A 14,951-nucleotide genomic window follows, 5' to 3' on the forward strand; every position below is an offset into this window, starting at 1 on the left:
GCCGTACCGCGATCTGCCTCTGTAGGAGCCTGCGGGCGGCGATCCGACTTGCCGGCGATCCAGGCGCCGCGGTGTGTCAGGAATGACGCCATCGCGGGCAAGCCTCGCTCCTACAGGGCCACGCGGGGCTAACGGGCGCTGTCGCCTCGTGGCTTGTAGAACAGGAACTTGCCGGTCTCGGCGGTCTTGCGGTATTGCCTGGCCCAATCGGGCCGCACGCGCCGGTCATGGAAATACAGGGCGCCGTGGGTGCGGTCCGCGAGTTGCTGGTTGAGCGCCTTGCGCGCGATTTCCTTGGCCGCGATGTAGGGCTCATCTTCCTTCACCTGATCCGCACGCCCGTCGCACCACCAGGAAAACTGACAGGCGCGCTGCTCCGACCCCTGCTTGACCACCGCGCACACCGTATCGGGAAACCCCTCATGGCCGAGCCGGTTGAGCACCACGCTGGCCACGGCTTCCATGTCGGCGGCGGCCCCGCCCTTGGCTTCCCAGTAGATGGACCGCGCCAGGCAAGTAATGGCGTCGTCCAGCGGCGCGGCGCCCGCCGGGTCCACCGCCTGGGCCTCGGGAGGGGTAATGGTTTCGCCGCGTGGCGCCGGCTGCTGGTCCGCGGCTTTCTGTTCCAGGACCTGGGCCTTGTCCTGCGCCACTTCGGGGTCCGCTGTTTCACCCGCGGCCATTGCCAGCCCCCCGCACAGGAGGATCAGAAAACCGCCGGCAATCGCTGTCGGGCGCATGCTCGTACCTTCGCCAAAAACCCGATCCGGGCACGGAAAAGCCGCCGCCAGCCTGCCGGCTGGCAGCGACTGGACTTGAGTGTAGTTCGCCGCCGTCCGCCCGTAACCTGCACCGCGCCAGCAACGGCAAGGACGGATAACGGCGCCGGTTTTCGGCAAAAAGACCTTGCGCCGAACGGGGCAAAATCGCGCATCATGGGCGCAATTCGCTCAAGGGAGACCTCCATGCGCTGCCTATCCTCCGTTCTGCCGCTGACCCTGTTGTCGCTGAGCATGGCCTTCGCCACCGCTGCCGTGGCGAGCGACGAGACGCAACTGGTGACATCGATCAATAGCTACCGCAGCCAGGTCCAGCGCTGCGCCGGCCAGGTGTCCCAGGAACTGCCGCCGCTGGCCGCCGACCCGCGCCTGGTGCTGCCAGCCAATAGCATCGGCAATCTGCAACAGGCCCTGGCCAGCAGTGCCTACCCGATGGTCAATGTGCAGGCCATCAGCCTGTCCGGACCGCGCAATGCCCAGGCGGCCATGAAGGCGGTGCAGGAAAGTTTCTGCCAGGTGGTGCTGGACCCGCAGTTCGTCGATATCGGTGTCAGCCGCACCGGCCAGGAATGGCGCATCGTCCTCGCCCGGCCACTGTTGACCGCACGCCTCGGCGACTGGCAGGCCGAGGGCCAGAAGCTCCTGGAAACCCTCAATAGCGCCCGCGCGCAGCCGCGCCAGTGCGGCAACCAGATCTTCGCCGCCGCCACCCCGCTGGCCTGGAACGCCACCCTGGCCAGCGCGGCCCAGGACCATACCCGGGACATGGCCAATCACAACTTCTTCGATCACAAGGACCGCGACGGTCGCACCCCCGGCGACCGCGCCGAACTGGCGGGTTATGCCGGCCAGCAGATCGGCGAGAACATCGCCGCCGGCCAGGACAGCGTGCGCAAGGTGGTCGATGGCTGGCTGGCCAGCCCGGGCCATTGCGCCAACCTGATGAACCCGCAGTATCGCGAGCTGGGCGCGTCCTATGCGGTCGATCCGAAAAGCGATGCCGGCATCTACTGGACCGCGATGTTCGGCACGCCTTGACGGCCTGACCGACCTTGCCCCGGGGCGCCGTCAGCGGCGCCCCGCCCCCTCATCGGCCAACCCCGCGCCGCCCCCGCCGGGCAACTAAACTGACTCATCTACCGACCGGCAATCGCTTGCTCCGGGCGTCCCGGAACCCGCGCGCAGCCTCGCCTGCCGCCACGGGTTCGACGCCCAGGCCCGATGGCCAGCCTCACCTGCCTGAACGGTAGGCACGCACCCCGTCCCCCGCGGGAGGCCTGCGTCAGCTCTTCAGAATACGGGCCGGCCCTGCCAGGCCCGCTCATTCGGCAGCGCCGGGACATGGCCTCCCCGCGCACGCCGCGTATCTCCATCCGGCCACTGCCGGGCCGTCGGCGGCAGTGACCCTCACAGCGGAGGACCAGGCCATGGACGAAGCCAAGCTCAACGATTTCATGGGCAAGCTGGTGTCAGACATGGGCGGCGCGGCGATGCTCGCCAATATGATTGTCGGCGAAGAACTGGGCCTGTACCGGGCCATGGCCGACAGTCGTTTCGTCAGCCCCGAAGCGCTGGCCGCCAAGACCGGCTGCAACGCACGGCTGCTGCGCGAATGGCTGAGCGCCCATGCCGCGTCCGGCTACATGGAACACCAGGGCGGCCAGTTCCGCCTGCCGGAAGAACAGGCCCTGGCGCTGGCTATCGAGGACTCGCCGGTGTACGTGGCCGGTGGCGCCGTGGTGGTCTCCGCGCTGTTTCACGACAAGGACAAACTACTGGCGGCGATGCGCGGCGACGGCGCCCTGGCCTGGGGCGACCACCATCCGTGCATGTTCAGCGGCACCGAGCGCTTCTTCCGCCCCGGCTATCGGGCGCACCTGGTGGCCGAGTGGCTGCCGGCCCTGGACGGCGTGGTGGAAAAACTGCAGGCCGGGGCCAAGGTGGCGGATGTCGGCTGCGGGCATGGCGCCTCGACAGTGATCATGGCCCAGGCCTATCCCGCCTCGCAGTTTTTCGGCTTCGACTACCACCAGCCCTCCATCGCCACTGCGACACAACGCGCCGAGGAAGCCGGGGTGACCGCCCGCGTGCAGTTCTCCCAGGCCAGCGCCAAGACCTACCCCGGCAACGACTACGACCTGATCTGCTTCTTCGACTGCCTGCACGACATGGGCGACCCGGTGGGCGCCGCGCAACATGCCTTCCAGGCGCTGAAAGACGACGGCAGCGTGCTGCTGGTCGAGCCGTTCGCCAACGATAAACTGGACCAGAACATCACCCCGGTCGGCCGGCTGTTCTATGCCGCCTCGACCTTTATCTGCACGCCCAACTCGCTGTCCCAGGAAGTCGGCCTGGGGCTCGGTGCCCAGGCCGGCGAAGCGCGCCTGCGCCAGGTCTTCAGCGAAGCCGGCTTCAGCCAGTTCCGCCGGGCCGCGGAGACGCCGTTCAACCTGATTCTCGAGGCACGTAAATGAAGGAGGATCGTGCGAGCGATGCGATCCTGCAGGAGCCAGCGGGCGGCGATCCGACTTGCCGGCGATCGGGGCGCCGCGGTGGCTCAGGGAGGGCGCCATCGCGGGCAAGCCTCGCTCCTACGGGGACACGCAGGTGCCGCATGCCAATGAAAAAACGGCACTCGGGGAAATCCCGGGTGCCGTGCCTGTCTTACGCCGCCGGCAGATCCACCAGCACCACCGCCTGTTGCCCTACGCACAACAGCCGCCCGCCATGATGGGCCACATACTCCCGGGCCTCGTCCGGCGACGAGAACCAGCAGTTGAGATGGCCCGCCTGGCGGTAGACCAGTTCAAAATGCTGCAACTGCTCGGGCGCCAGCTCGTCGAGAACCTGGCGGTAGGTCTCCCAACTGGCAAAACCGGCCTCGCTGGCCAGGGTGCGCAACAGGTGTTTGCGCTGCACCTTGTCGCGCTGCCGATACAGCTCGGGCAACGACAGGCCAGGCAAACTGTTGCTCGCCAGCAAGCGCCGCAGGATCGGCAAGGCGCCGGCCAGCGAACCACTGGTTGCAGTGCGATGCAGGCGTTTGGCTTCGCGCAGTACCAGGCTGGCGGCCTGACTGGCGGGTGAACGGGGAACGGATTTCTGGATAGGCATACCAACTCCAAGAGAATCGGCCTGCTCGCTATTGGCCCGGAGGGGGTATGCAAGCGTGCTGCTTGCGGGAATTGAAGGTGCTTGCGCTTTCGCGAGGTGGGCGCCCAGGAAGCCCGGCCGCCATACTAACCAATCCATCCCGGGCTGCCCATCCCTGCTTCAGGTCTTCCAGCCCGGCTGTTTCTCCAGCAGGAAATCGATAAAGGCGCGCAGACGCAACGGCACGTGCCGGTTGTGGGGATACAGCAGGCTGAAGGGCCGCGAACGGCCGCCGTAAGGCTGCAGCACCTCCACCAGGGAACCCTCGGCCAGCTCGCGCTCGACCATGAAACGGTAGGTCTGGAACAGGCCGGCGCCGTGCCTGGCCAAGATCACGCCCCCCTGTAGGTCTTCCGAACACACGTAGGCCCCCTCGGCGAGCACTTCGCAGGGGCCATCGGCGCCGTTGAACAGCCAGGCGATGCGCCGGCCGCTGCTGGGCAGCTCGAACTGGATGCACTCGTGCTGCGCCAGGTCGTCGAGCCGCTGCGGGGTACCGGCCCGCGCCAAGTAATCCGGGGCGGCGAACACCACCAGTTCGGCGTCCTCCAGCAACCGCGCGACCAGCCCGGAATCCGGCTGCGCGCGCACCCGGATCGCCATGTCGTAGCCCCCTTCGACGAAATCGATATTGCGGTTGCTCAGGTTGACCTCCACCCGCATCTGCGGGTAGCGCCGGCGAAACTCCGGCAGCAGCGGCAGGATCCGCAGATGGCCGTAGGTGGTCGGCAGGCTGATGCGCAAGGTGCCGGAAGGCGCCAGCTGCTGCCCGGTCAACTGGCGCTCGGCTTCGAGCATCTGGTTCAGCGCGCTGCGGCATTGCTGGTGATAGTCACGCCCGCCGTCGGTCAGGCGGATGCTGCGGGTGGTGCGCACGAACAGGCGGACGCCGAGCCGTTCTTCCAGGCGCGACACCGAGCGGCTGACCGCCGCCGGCGTGACCCCGGCCGCCAGCGCCGCGCCGGTAAAGCTGCCGATCTCCGCCGCCATGCAGAACAGCTCGATGCTGCCCAGCAGCACGTCGTCGAATTGCCGAGTCATTGATTACACCATGTATCAAGTGAAGTACCTGAAGCGCTGTTTATCAGCATTCCGCACACAAATATAGTTCTGCCCAACAGCGCTGGAACCCCTCTCACCGCAAAACAGGACTATCCCCATGAGCCACACCCTGAACCACAACAGCACCGTCATCATCACCGGCGCCTCCAGCGGCATCGGCCTCGGCCTGGCCCAGGCCTACCTGGCCCGCGGCTACAACGTGGTCGGCAATGCCCGCTCGGCACAGCGGCTGGCCGCGGCGGCCGAAACCCTGGGCCACAGCGAGCGTTTTCTCGGGGTCGAAGGCGACATTGCCGACCCGGCCACCGCCACACAACTGGTCGAACGCGCCATCGACCGCTTCGGCCAGGTCGATGTGCTGGTCAACAACGCCGGCTTCTTCCTGCCCAAGGCGTTTATCGACTACAGCCCCGAGGAGCTGGAAAGCCTGCTGGAGACCAACCTCAAGGGTGTGGTCTACGCCTCCCAGGCCGCCGCGCGGCACATGATCGAACGGCGCCGGGGCCGCATCATCAACATCAGCGCCAGCGTCGCGCTGCAACCGAACCTGGCGGTCCCGGCGGCGTTGCCGGTGCTGATCAAGGGCGGCGTGAACCAGATGACCCGCGCCCTGGCCCTGGAGCTGTCGCCGTTCAATATCCAGGTCAACGCGGTGGCCCCGGGGATCATCGACACGCCGATGCACGACCCGGCGCACCGCGCCTTCCTCGACGGCCTGCAACCGGCCGGACGGGTCGGACGCATCGAGGAAATCGCCGACGCGGTGCTCTACCTGTCCGGCGCCGGCTTCACCACCGGCGTGGTGCTGCCGGTGGACGGCGGCATGAGCAGCGGCAAATGGTAAACCCGGCGGGAGGCCCGCGTGCCTCCCGTCCCTTGCACCCCCCAATCTTTTCCTCAGGAGTAATGCCATGCCTTTCGTCAACGTCCGCATCACCCGTGACGGCGTGACCCGCGAACAGAAAGCCCAGGTCATCCGCGAGATCACCGAAACCCTGCAACGGGTGCTGAACAAGGCCCCGGAACTGACCCACATCGTCATCGAGGAAGTCGACACCGACAACTGGGGCTACGCCGGCATGACCACCACCGAATACCGCCAGCGAACGGCGCAATGAAAAAAGGGCGGGCCAGCATCGGGTCCGCCCTTTGTTCCTGGCGTTGAATCGATCCGCGACCTGCCGAATACGCCGCGACGCCCGCATCCTCAAGCCCTGCGCCGAGCCTTATACTGTCGCCCCTCCAGACCCGGGGCAGACCACATGGACGTCGTTCTCGAATGCCCGCTCACCGAACAGATCCTTGCCTCTTTCGCCACGGTGATCGGCAAGGACCTGCCCGGCTATCGCAATCATGTGTATCGCGTGCTGAGCTTCTACACCGCGCTCAATCCGCAGGACCGGCCGCTGTCCTGCGCGGTGCAGATCGCCGCGGCCTTTCATGACCTGGGTATCTGGACCCACGGCACCCTCGACTACCTGACGCCGTCGATCCAGCTGGCCCGGGCCTTTCTGGCCGAGCGCGGCGAGTCACGGCTGGCGGAGCAGGTCAGCGCGCTGATCGAGCAGCATCACACACTGCGCCCCTATCACCAGGCCCGCGCCGCGAGCGTCGAAGCGTTCCGGCAGGCCGACACGATCGACGTCTCCCTGGGCTTGCTCAACTTCGGCCTGCCCCGCCCGTTTATCCGCGAGGTGCAGGCACGCTACCCCGACCAGGGGTTTCACTGGATGCTGGCACGCGCTTCGGCCCGGCAGTTGCTGCGTACGCCGCTGCGGCCGCTACCGATGTTCCGCTGGTGACGCCTCAGGCATTCACCAGCATCGTGAACCCGCCATAAATCATGCGCTGGCCGTCGAACGGCATCGGGCAGACATCGGGCTTGAGCCGCGGGTCTTCCATGGCTCTTTGCATGCCCGCGTCGCGAATTTCGCGGGACGGCCAGATGATCCAGCTGAACACCACCGTCTCGTCCGCCTTGAGCTTGACCGCCATGGGGAACGAGGTCAGCTTGCCCTCGGGCACGTCGTCGCCCCAGCAATCGACCACGCTCAAGGCGCCGAACTCCTTGAACACCTTCGCCGCGACCTGCGCATGCTGCTTGAAGGCCTCGCGGTTGGCGGTGGGTACCGCCAGTACACAACCATCGACATAAGACATGATCCTGCTCCTGCTCCTGCTGATTGGGGTTGAACATCGGATCCCGACCTTGCTGTCGGTCACTCTGGGAACTGGTCGATCCGCATCGCCGACAATCGACAAGTCGGCGCGAAAAAACCTGAATCGACCGACCGACGGGCTTCATGGCTCCGGCTGCCAACCGGTTTGCGGGGCACTCAGGCCCGGCGTCGCGGGCGGATGCACAGTGCCCGGCACCGTCTCCAGCGGGGGCTCCGGCACCGCGCTTTGGCCCAGTTCGCCCTCGATATGCCCGGCCAGGTAATACACCCCGGCCATCACCCCGTTGCCGGTGTTGTTCAACAGCTTGAACCAGGCCTGGTCGAACGCCTTGCCCAGGCTCTGGCGAATCTGCGCCTCGGTCTCGGCCCGGTCGCTCTCATGGGCAATCGCGCGAAACCCCGCGGCGCCCAGGGAGATCACCGCGCCGGCGACCTTGCCGGCCACCGCCGACGCGGCGCCGGCAATGCCACGGCCGGCCATCTGCGCTTCGAATTTTTCGCTGGCCTGCCTGGCCACCGAGACAATCCCGGCCTCGGACGACACCTCGCCGGTGCCCGCCGGCGCGCTATGGATCTGCTGGTACAGCGCCGAGTAGGCCGGCAGCGTAGTCAGGGGCTTGGCATGCAACACCTGATACAACGACGCATCGCGCGCCGGCGGCGGCCCCAGGCGAATCGCCTGGATGCCATTGAGCCGTTGATCGAGTTGCTTGGCCGGCAACCGATAACGCTGGGCGATAACCTGCACCTGCTTGTCCAGCAGCTCGATATAGAACTCCGTGGCCTGGTTGAGAATCGCATCCGGGTCGATCTCCACCGCCACCGGTGCCAGCACCTGCTCCTGATACTGTTCCTTGAGGTACTCCGCCAGCCGCGTCGCCGCCGCGTCCTGCTCGTCGCCGGCGGTGAGGCTGTACCAACTGACTTTCATGGCCATCCACTCCTGGGTCCAGTAACTGCTGAACCAGGGGATGAAGGTTTCCTCGGTAACGGCATAGACCCGCACCCGCCAGTGCTCCATGGAGCCGCGGGCAAAGACCTTGACCTGGATCACCGCCTGCTGCGAAGCCTCGGCGATCTCCCGGTCCACCTGGCGCCAGGTGCTGGCCGGCACCACCACCGGCGCCACCACCTCGCGGACACGCTGGGTCGCGGCGCATCCGGCCAGCACCAGCAGCATCACGACGATCAGCGCACGCAGGTACAAGATGGCAACCCTCGCACAGCGTCGACCACGGCCACCCGCTCACGACGGGGCAGGCTTCAACCGGATACCACACGACCATGCCTGGATTGAGTATAGGTGCTGGGGGTTTGCGCCCCAGGCGCAAGAAGGGGTTCGCGACGGCGTATCCGACCAGCCGCTTACCCGCGATGGCGTCCGGCCTGATACACCGCGGCGCCTCGATCGCCGGCAAGCCTGGCTCCTACAGAAGCAGGTCAGTCGTGGTCAGCGTGGACCGCCACCGCCGGGACCTGCGCCAAAACCGCCATGCGGGCCGCCGCCACCGCCGCCATGCCCGCCACCGCCGCCACCCGGCGGGAAGAACATCCAGCAGCCCGACAGGGACGACAACAAGGCGATCACTACCGCCACTTTTGCAACTCGACTCAATATCATCGCTTCACTCTCTTTCAGGACGAGAACCACAAGTTTCTCGCCGTTTCAGACAGCGTTTGTGCGACATCGAGCACCACATGAAGGTAAAGAATGGGTAAGGGTTGTATCGAAAAACCCACAGGTTTCCAGGGACCTGCACGCTCATTTCGGCAGCAGCGAACGGCAACCCCGCAGCCCCTGGCCGGGCCGGAGGTGATTGGCCTGTGCAAGGATTTCGATACATGGCCAATGCCGCGGCACTGTCAATTACGCGCCTGTGCCTCCCCCGCCGACGGTAGGGTCAGCACGCCACGGGCCACCAGGCCAAACAGCAGCCCCCAGAAGGCCGCCGACAAGCCGAACAGCGACATGCCCGACACCGTCACCAGGAAGGTGATCAACGCCGCCTCGCGATCCCGCGACACGGCCATGGCGCTGCTCAGGGCGCCGCCCACGGCGGCGAACAGGGCGGCGAACAGGGCGAGCCCGGCCAGGGCCGCCTGGAAGATGATCACCAGCGGCCCGGCATAGGAAATCAGCGTGGCGATAAACCCGGCCACCAGCGCCGACAATGAAAAATCCTTGATCAACGGCTGCATGCAAGCCCCGAAGCCCTGAGGCATGGCATGACTGAACCACCGGTGCCGGCACCTGGGCGCCCGCACCGGTCATGGCCCCAGCTACAGGGACGGCGCGCTGGCCTGGCTGACCGGCAGCGCCTTGGCGGGCCGCGGGTAGACGAAGCACATCGCCAGCGCCGCCACCGCCCCCGGAATGGCAAAGGCCATGAAGTTATAGTGCAGCGGCAGCTCGATGCTCACCAAGGCACCGCCCAGCAGCGGCCCGACAATGGCCCCGCTGCGGCCGATCCCCGAGGCCCAGCCAATGCCGGTGGAGCGGATCGTCACCGGATAGAACTGGGCGACGCAGGCGAAGGCCAGGATCTGCGTGCCGATGGTGGTGGCCCCGGCAATCGCGATCAGGGCGTACAGCAACCCGTGCGGGCTCTTGAAGCCGAGCAGGCTGATAGACACCGCGGCCACGATAAAAAACGCCACCAGGACCTTTTGCAGCTGCAGGCGATCGCCGATCCAGCCGCCGCCCACGGCGCCGAAAATCGCCCCGAGGTTCAGCACCAGCAGGAACATCAGGCTCGAGCCCAGGCTGTAACCGGCGCTGGCCATCAGCTTGGGCAGCCAGGAGTTGAGCGCGTAGACCATCAGCAGGCAGCAGAAGAACACCACCCAGAGCATCAGGGTGCCCAGCGCCCGGCCTTCGCGGAACAGCTGCACCACCGGTGCGCCGGCGGTCTTGAGGTTGGCCTTGACGAACGAGTCGCCGGGTTGCGCGACGAAGCCCGGCTCGACCCATTGCAGCACCTGGCGCGCTTCGTCGTCCCGGCCCTGGCGCAGCAGGAAGCCCAGGGATTCGGGCAGGAATCTGAGAATCAGCGGCAACAGCAACAACGGGATCGCCGCCACATAGAACACCGCCTGCCAGCCGAAATTCGGCAGCAGCACGATGCCCAGGCCGGCGGACAGCGTGCCGCCCACCGAGTAGCCGCTGAGCATGATCGCCACCAGGGTGCTGCGGATTTTCTTCGGCGCGTATTCGTTCATCAGCGCCACCACGTTGGGCATCACCCCGCCGATGCCGAGGCCGGCGATAAAGCGGCAGATGCCGAACTGGGTGGGCGTGGTGGTGAAGCCGTTGAGCAGGGTGAAACCGCTGAACAGCACCACGCAGATGGCGATGACTTTCTTGCAGCCGATGCGCTCCGACAGCGTGCCGAAAAACAGCGCGCCGAACATCATGCCGAACAGCGCATAACTGCCCAGCGCCCCGGCCTGCAGCGGGCTCAGGCCCCACTCCTGCATCAGCACCGGCAGCACTACGCCGTAGATCACCAGGTCGTAGCCGTCGAAGATGATGATCAGCGCGCACCAGAACAGCACGCGCCAGTGGAAGGCATTGAAGCGTGCCCCGTCGATCAATTGATTGCTGTCTATGTTTCGCATGGCATCTGACTCTTGTTGTTGTTTTATGAGAAACCGGATGTGCGTTTGCGCAGTCCTGTAGGAGCGAGGCTTGCCCGCGATTGGAGCGCTGCGGTGTGCCAGGCCGGACGCCATCGCGGGCAAGCCTCGCTCCTACCGTCAGGGTGCAATTTTCAATGACGCCTGATACTTCAGCCCTGGTCGCCACCGCCTACCGGCATGACCAGGCCGGTGATGTAGGACGCCTCGTCGGAGGCCAGGAACAGGATCGCCGCGGCCTGCTCGTCGATGGTGCCGTAGCGTTTCATCAGGGTGCTGTCGACGGTCTGGTCGACGATCTGCCGGTACCAGACCTGTTCCTCGGCGCTCTGCTCGGCGCTGTTGCGCGGAATGCGCCGTGGCGGCGCTTCGGTGCCGCCGGGGGCGGTGGCGTTGACCCGCACCCCGCGCCCGGCGGTCTCGAACGCCAGGCAGGCGGTCAGGGCATTCACCCCGCCCTTGGCCGCGCCATAGGGCACGCGGTTGATGCTGCGGGTGGCGATGGACGACACATTGACGATGGCGCCGCTGCCCTGCTCCAGCATGTACGGCAGCGCCGCGTGGCAGCACCACAAGGTGGGGAACAGCGAACGACGCACTTCGGCTTCGATCTGCTGCTCTGCATAGTGCTCGAACGGCTTGGCCCAAATGGTGCCGCCGACGTTGTTGACCAGCACGTCGATGCGCCCGAAACGCTCGACGGCCGCGGCCATCGCCCGGCTGCATTCGGCGTACTGCTCAAGGTCGGCGGTCAGCGCCAGCACCTCGAACCTGGGGGCCAGCTCGGCCTGCAACTCGAACACCAGCTCGGAGCGATCCACCAGCACCAGCCGCGCACCCTCCGCGGCCAGGCGCTCGGCGACCCGCCGGCCAATGCCCTGCGCCGCCCCGGTGACCAGGGCGACTTTTTCCTCGAATCTGCTCATTTCAAAACCTCATGCCAATGTACCGACGCACCACCCCCCTTCATCTGTAGGAGCGAGGCTTGCCCGCGATCAGCCGACAGGCTGAAAGGTCAGCGTTGCCCCACTATCGCCATCGCGGGCAAGCCTCGCTCCTACATAGGGCGCGGGGGCTGTCAGGCCGCGCTGGCGGCGAATTTTTCGTAATAGAAATTGGCCGGGGCGATGCCCTGCTCGCGGATGAACTGGCTCACCGCCTCGACCATCGGCGGCGGGCCGCACAGGTACACATCCACATCACCGTCGTTCAGGTGCCTGGGCTCGATATGCTGGGTCACGTAGCCCTTGAGCGGGTGGCGACTCTCGGGGTTGGCCACGCAGGCGCTGAAGCTGAAGTTGGGGATGCGCGCGGCTAAGGCTTCCAGGCGATCCATTTCCACCAGGTCGAAATCGTTGGTCACCCCGTAGATCAGGTGCAGCGGATGCTCGCTGCCCTGCTCGGCGATTTTCTCCAGCATCGCGGTGAACGGCGCCAGCCCGGTGCCCCCGGCCAGCAGCAACAGCGGCCGGCGAATATCGCGCAGGTAGAAGCTGCCCAGGGGCCCGGCCAGGCTCATGGGGTCACCGGCTTTCGCCAGGCCGGTGAGGAAGCTGCTCATCAGGCCGCCCGGCACGTTGCGGATCAGGAAGCTGACCTCGCCGTCGCGCTGCAGCGAGCTGAAGGAATAGGCCCGGGTCTGCTCGCTGCCGGGCACGCCGAGGTTGACGTATTGCCCCGGCAGAAACGCCAGCTTGCTCAGGGCCTCGCCCTTGATCGACAGGGCGATGGTGCTGTCGGATAGCTGGCGCACCGTGCTGATGGTGGCGTCGAAGGTGGCCTGGGCGGTGCGGCAAACCTGCGACGAAGCCGGCACCCGCACCACGCAGTCGCTCAAGGCACGCATCTGGCAGGTCAGCACGAAGCCCTGCTCGGCTTCAGCCGCGGTCAGCGCATCGTCGATGTATTCCTCGCCCAGGTCGTAGCGCCCGGCTTCGGCGAAACACTTGCAGGTGCCGCAGGCGCCGTCGCGGCAGTCCAGGGGGATATTGATGCCCTGGCGGTAGGCGGCATCGGCCACGGTTTCGCCGGCGTTGGCGGCGACGAAGCGGGTCACCCCGTCTTCGAAATTGAGTGCGATGTGATGAGTCATGGCGGTCGCCTCAGAGGTGGTAGACATCGACGACCTGACGAACGTAATCGTTCTTCAGGATGACCTTCTTGGCCAGGATCCGCGGGGTCTCGCCCCGCACATCGAGGGTGTAGAAGCTGGTGCCGAAGTAGCTGTCGACGGTCTTGTAGCGAAAGCTCAGGGTGTGCCAGTTGAAGCGCACCTTGCACAGGCCGTCGGCCTGCTCCAGCAGCTCGATATTGCTCAGGTTGTGTGAGGTGCGGGTGTCGGGAATGCTCGCGCTGGAGCGCTCGGTCTTGATCCGGAACACCCGGTCTTCCAGGCCGCAGCGGCTGCCGTACCAGATCAGCGAGATTTCCCGCTGCGGGTCTTCGGTGAGTTCGTCGTTGTCGTCCCAGGACGGCATCCAGAAGGTCGCGTCGGCGGCGTAGAGCTCCAGCCAGCTGTCCCAGTCCTTGTCGTCCAGGTAGCGCGCTTCGCGGTAGAGAAAGTCGCGCACGGTGTCATGGGAAATGCTCATCACACAGCCTCCACGGCAATGGTTCGCGCGGCTTCGGCGGCAAGCGCCTCGAGCATGGTTTGCTGCCAGTACTTGTGCTGCATCACGAACAGGCCTTCGTCTTCGGTGCGCACGCCGCTGAGGATCGGTTGCAGGTCGATTTCCCGGGCCGCGTCGTCCGCGCCCTCGACCCAGTGTTCGGCGCCGCGGGACATGTCGTTCCAGGCGCTGTTGCAGCCCTGATAGCCCATCTGGCAGGAACGGAATTCCTCCAGATCGTCCGGGGTGGCCATGCCGCTGACGTTGAAGAAGTCCTCGTACTGGCGGATGCGCATGGCGCGGGCTTCGTCGCTTTCGCCCCTGGGCGCGATGCAGTAGATGGTGATTTCGGTGCGGTCCACCGAGATCGGCCGGGCGATGCGGATCTGCGAGCTGAACTGGTCCATCAGGTAGACGTTGGGGTACAGGCACAGGTTGCGCGAGTTCTCGATCATCCAGTCGGCGCGAGCCTGGCCGAAGTCCCGGGCCAGCTCATCGCGACGCTCGTAGAGCGGGCGGTCCTCGGGGTTGGACCAGCGGGTCCAGAGCAGCATGTGGCCCTTGTCGAAGGAATAGAAACCGCCGCCCTGCTTGGCCCAGCTGCCGGCGCTCATGGTCTTGATCGCTTCCCCGGCTTCGCGCTGCTTGCGCTGGCTCTGGGTGGCCGCGTAGTTCCAGTGCACCGAGCTTACGTGGTAGCCGTCGGCACCGTTTTCCGCGGTGAGTTTCCAGTTGCCTTCGTAGATGTAGCTCGAGGAACCGCGCAGCACTTCCAGGCCGTCGGCGGACTGATCGACGATCATGTCGATGATCTTCGCCGACTCGCCCAGGTGCTCCACCAGGGGCAACACGTCGGGGTTGAGGCTGCCGAACAGGAAGCCGCGATAGGACTCGAAGCGCGCGACCCTGGTCAGGTCGTGGGAGCCTTCGCAGTTGAAGCTCGACGGGTAGCCCGCGGCGGCCGGGTCCTTGACCTTGAGCAGCTTGCCGGAGTTGTTGAAGGTCCAGCCGTGGAACGGGCAGGTGTAGGACGACTTGTTGCCAGTCTTGTGCCGGCAGAGCATGGCGCCGCGGTGGCTGCAGGCATTGAGGAAGGCATTGAGTTCACCGTCCTTGTTGCGCGCGATGAACACCGACTGCCGGCCCATGGTGGTGGTGTAGTAGTCGTTGTTGTTGGGGATCTGGCTCTCGTGGGCGAGGTACAGCCAGTTGCCCTCGAAGATGTGCTGCATTTCCAGGTCGAACAACCGGGGGTCGGTGAACATCTCCCGCTTGCAGCGGTAGACGCCCCGGTCACGGTCTTCTTCAAGCAGGGAGTGAAGGTATTCGGGTCGCAGGGTCATGGCCGCCGCCTCCATTGTTTTTATTCAGGCAAGGCTCATGCTAGGGCGGGGTACGCGGGGGCAATATCCGTTGCGTGCAGACCACTATCCGTTTTCTGCAGAGTTTTGTAGGGCAAGTCCTACATGGGTAGCCGCTGCTGTAGCCGCTGCCGAGCCTGCGAGGCTGCGATCGGGTTGGGCGGCATTCCG

General features: G+C 65.9%; 16 protein-coding genes and 1 pseudogene. 5 read left to right on the plus strand and 12 right to left on the minus strand.

Annotation, left to right across the window (positions count from 1 at the left end):
- Positions 1-128: 128 nt before the first annotated feature.
- Positions 129-740 (minus strand): cell wall hydrolase, encoded by a 612-nt coding sequence (locus AC3RCP_RS21460; protein WP_007922838.1) that lies wholly within the window; start codon positions 738-740, stop codon positions 129-131.
- A 225-nt stretch (positions 741-965) separates the two neighbouring features.
- On the opposite strand from AC3RCP_RS21460, the gene AC3RCP_RS21465 reads away from it, so the two are divergent.
- Both AC3RCP_RS21465 and AC3RCP_RS21470 read left to right on the plus strand, forming a co-directional pair.
- Positions 966-1,817: a CAP domain-containing protein gene (locus AC3RCP_RS21465; RefSeq protein ID WP_007922840.1), complete on the plus strand. Its 852-nt coding sequence runs from the start codon at positions 966-968 to the stop codon at positions 1,815-1,817.
- 389 nt (positions 1,818-2,206) lie between these two features.
- Positions 2,207-3,253 carry a class I SAM-dependent methyltransferase gene (locus AC3RCP_RS21470; RefSeq protein WP_492570908.1) on the plus strand — a complete coding sequence of 349 codons (1,047 nt, stop codon included), beginning with the start codon at positions 2,207-2,209 and terminating at the stop codon, positions 3,251-3,253.
- 190 nt (positions 3,254-3,443) lie between these two features.
- On the opposite strand, the gene AC3RCP_RS21475 is transcribed toward AC3RCP_RS21470, so the two are convergent.
- Positions 3,444-3,893 (minus strand): hypothetical protein, encoded by a 450-nt coding sequence (locus AC3RCP_RS21475; RefSeq protein WP_007922843.1) that lies wholly within the window; start codon positions 3,891-3,893, stop codon positions 3,444-3,446.
- 159 nt (positions 3,894-4,052) lie between these two features.
- Positions 4,053-4,973 carry a LysR family transcriptional regulator gene (locus AC3RCP_RS21480; protein ID WP_101338558.1) on the minus strand — a complete coding sequence of 307 codons (921 nt, stop codon included), beginning with the start codon at positions 4,971-4,973 and terminating at the stop codon, positions 4,053-4,055.
- Positions 4,974-5,091: 118 nt separating this feature from the next.
- On the opposite strand from AC3RCP_RS21480, the gene AC3RCP_RS21485 reads away from it, so the two are divergent.
- The 3 genes from AC3RCP_RS21485 to AC3RCP_RS21495 all read left to right on the plus strand — a co-directional run bounded on the left by AC3RCP_RS21485 (position 5,092) and on the right by AC3RCP_RS21495 (position 6,796).
- Positions 5,092-5,838, plus strand: a complete 747-nt coding sequence (locus tag AC3RCP_RS21485) for an SDR family NAD(P)-dependent oxidoreductase (protein ID WP_492570907.1) — start codon at positions 5,092-5,094, stop codon at positions 5,836-5,838.
- Between the two features lie 67 nt (positions 5,839-5,905).
- On the plus strand, positions 5,906-6,112 hold the full coding sequence (locus AC3RCP_RS21490; protein ID WP_007922853.1) for a tautomerase family protein: 207 nt from the start codon (positions 5,906-5,908) through the stop codon (positions 6,110-6,112).
- Positions 6,113-6,256: 144 nt separating this feature from the next.
- Complete coding sequence (locus tag AC3RCP_RS21495; RefSeq protein ID WP_101338560.1) at positions 6,257-6,796, plus strand: phosphohydrolase; 540 nt, start codon at positions 6,257-6,259, stop codon at positions 6,794-6,796.
- A gap of 4 nt (positions 6,797-6,800) precedes the next feature.
- Here the strand turns inward: AC3RCP_RS21495 and AC3RCP_RS21500 are convergent, their stop codons facing one another.
- From AC3RCP_RS21500 to benA, 9 genes and pseudogenes are all read right to left on the minus strand, one after another.
- On the minus strand, positions 6,801-7,154 hold the full coding sequence (locus AC3RCP_RS21500) for a DUF1428 domain-containing protein (RefSeq protein WP_492570906.1): 354 nt from the start codon (positions 7,152-7,154) through the stop codon (positions 6,801-6,803).
- Between the two features lie 141 nt (positions 7,155-7,295).
- The gene (locus tag AC3RCP_RS21505) at positions 7,296-8,381 is read right to left on the minus strand and encodes a hypothetical protein (protein ID WP_492570905.1); all 1,086 of its coding nucleotides are present in this window, start codon (positions 8,379-8,381) and stop codon (positions 7,296-7,298) included.
- 243 nt (positions 8,382-8,624) lie between these two features.
- Entirely contained in the window at positions 8,625-8,795 is a 171-nt protein-coding gene (locus AC3RCP_RS21510) for a hypothetical protein (RefSeq protein ID WP_177323779.1), read from the minus strand.
- A 242-nt stretch (positions 8,796-9,037) separates the two neighbouring features.
- Positions 9,038-9,337, minus strand: a pseudogene (locus tag AC3RCP_RS21515) (benzoate/H(+) symporter BenE family transporter); the annotation flags it as partial.
- A 117-nt stretch (positions 9,338-9,454) separates the two neighbouring features.
- Positions 9,455-10,792 (minus strand): MFS transporter, encoded by a 1,338-nt coding sequence (locus AC3RCP_RS21520; protein WP_492570904.1) that lies wholly within the window; start codon positions 10,790-10,792, stop codon positions 9,455-9,457.
- A gap of 170 nt (positions 10,793-10,962) precedes the next feature.
- Complete coding sequence (locus AC3RCP_RS21525) at positions 10,963-11,736, minus strand: 1,6-dihydroxycyclohexa-2,4-diene-1-carboxylate dehydrogenase (RefSeq protein ID WP_150052317.1); 774 nt, start codon at positions 11,734-11,736, stop codon at positions 10,963-10,965.
- Between the two features lie 152 nt (positions 11,737-11,888).
- A complete protein-coding gene (gene benC / locus AC3RCP_RS21530) occupies positions 11,889-12,902 on the minus strand; it encodes a benzoate 1,2-dioxygenase electron transfer component BenC (RefSeq protein WP_492570903.1) in 1,014 nt (337 codons plus the stop codon).
- Positions 12,903-12,912: 10 nt separating this feature from the next.
- The gene (benB, locus tag AC3RCP_RS21535) at positions 12,913-13,401 is read right to left on the minus strand and encodes a benzoate 1,2-dioxygenase small subunit (protein ID WP_007922866.1); all 489 of its coding nucleotides are present in this window, start codon (positions 13,399-13,401) and stop codon (positions 12,913-12,915) included.
- On the minus strand, positions 13,401-14,762 hold the full coding sequence (gene benA, locus AC3RCP_RS21540) for a benzoate 1,2-dioxygenase large subunit (RefSeq protein WP_492570902.1): 1,362 nt from the start codon (positions 14,760-14,762) through the stop codon (positions 13,401-13,403). Before benA ends, benB begins: the two co-directional genes overlap by 1 nt.
- Positions 14,763-14,951: the final 189 nt, after the last annotated feature.

It is taken from the genome of Pseudomonas sp. GW822-FHT05A08 (genome assembly GCF_058800485.1).

Bases quoted from the DNA above. Each gene is read 5' to 3' on its own strand.
- AC3RCP_RS21460 (WP_007922838.1), bottom strand. From the start codon at position 740: ATGCGCCCGACAGCGATTGCCGGCGGTTTTCTGATCCTCCTGTGCGGG.
- AC3RCP_RS21465 (WP_007922840.1), top strand. From the start codon at position 966: ATGCGCTGCCTATCCTCCGTTCTGCCGCTGACCCTGTTGTCGCTGAGC.
- AC3RCP_RS21470 (WP_492570908.1), top strand. From the start codon at position 2,207: ATGGACGAAGCCAAGCTCAACGATTTCATGGGCAAGCTGGTGTCAGAC.
- AC3RCP_RS21475 (WP_007922843.1), bottom strand. From the start codon at position 3,893: ATGCCTATCCAGAAATCCGTTCCCCGTTCACCCGCCAGTCAGGCCGCC.
- AC3RCP_RS21480 (WP_101338558.1), bottom strand. From the start codon at position 4,973: ATGACTCGGCAATTCGACGACGTGCTGCTGGGCAGCATCGAGCTGTTC.
- AC3RCP_RS21485 (WP_492570907.1), top strand. From the start codon at position 5,092: ATGAGCCACACCCTGAACCACAACAGCACCGTCATCATCACCGGCGCC.
- AC3RCP_RS21490 (WP_007922853.1), top strand. From the start codon at position 5,906: ATGCCTTTCGTCAACGTCCGCATCACCCGTGACGGCGTGACCCGCGAA.
- AC3RCP_RS21495 (WP_101338560.1), top strand. From the start codon at position 6,257: ATGGACGTCGTTCTCGAATGCCCGCTCACCGAACAGATCCTTGCCTCT.
- AC3RCP_RS21500 (WP_492570906.1), bottom strand. From the start codon at position 7,154: ATGTCTTATGTCGATGGTTGTGTACTGGCGGTACCCACCGCCAACCGC.
- AC3RCP_RS21510 (WP_177323779.1), bottom strand. From the start codon at position 8,795: ATGATATTGAGTCGAGTTGCAAAAGTGGCGGTAGTGATCGCCTTGTTG.
- AC3RCP_RS21520 (WP_492570904.1), bottom strand. From the start codon at position 10,792: ATGCGAAACATAGACAGCAATCAATTGATCGACGGGGCACGCTTCAAT.
- AC3RCP_RS21525 (WP_150052317.1), bottom strand. From the start codon at position 11,736: ATGAGCAGATTCGAGGAAAAAGTCGCCCTGGTCACCGGGGCGGCGCAG.
- benC (WP_492570903.1), bottom strand. From the start codon at position 12,902: ATGACTCATCACATCGCACTCAATTTCGAAGACGGGGTGACCCGCTTC.
- benB (WP_007922866.1), bottom strand. From the start codon at position 13,401: ATGAGCATTTCCCATGACACCGTGCGCGACTTTCTCTACCGCGAAGCG.
- benA (WP_492570902.1), bottom strand. From the start codon at position 14,762: ATGACCCTGCGACCCGAATACCTTCACTCCCTGCTTGAAGAAGACCGT.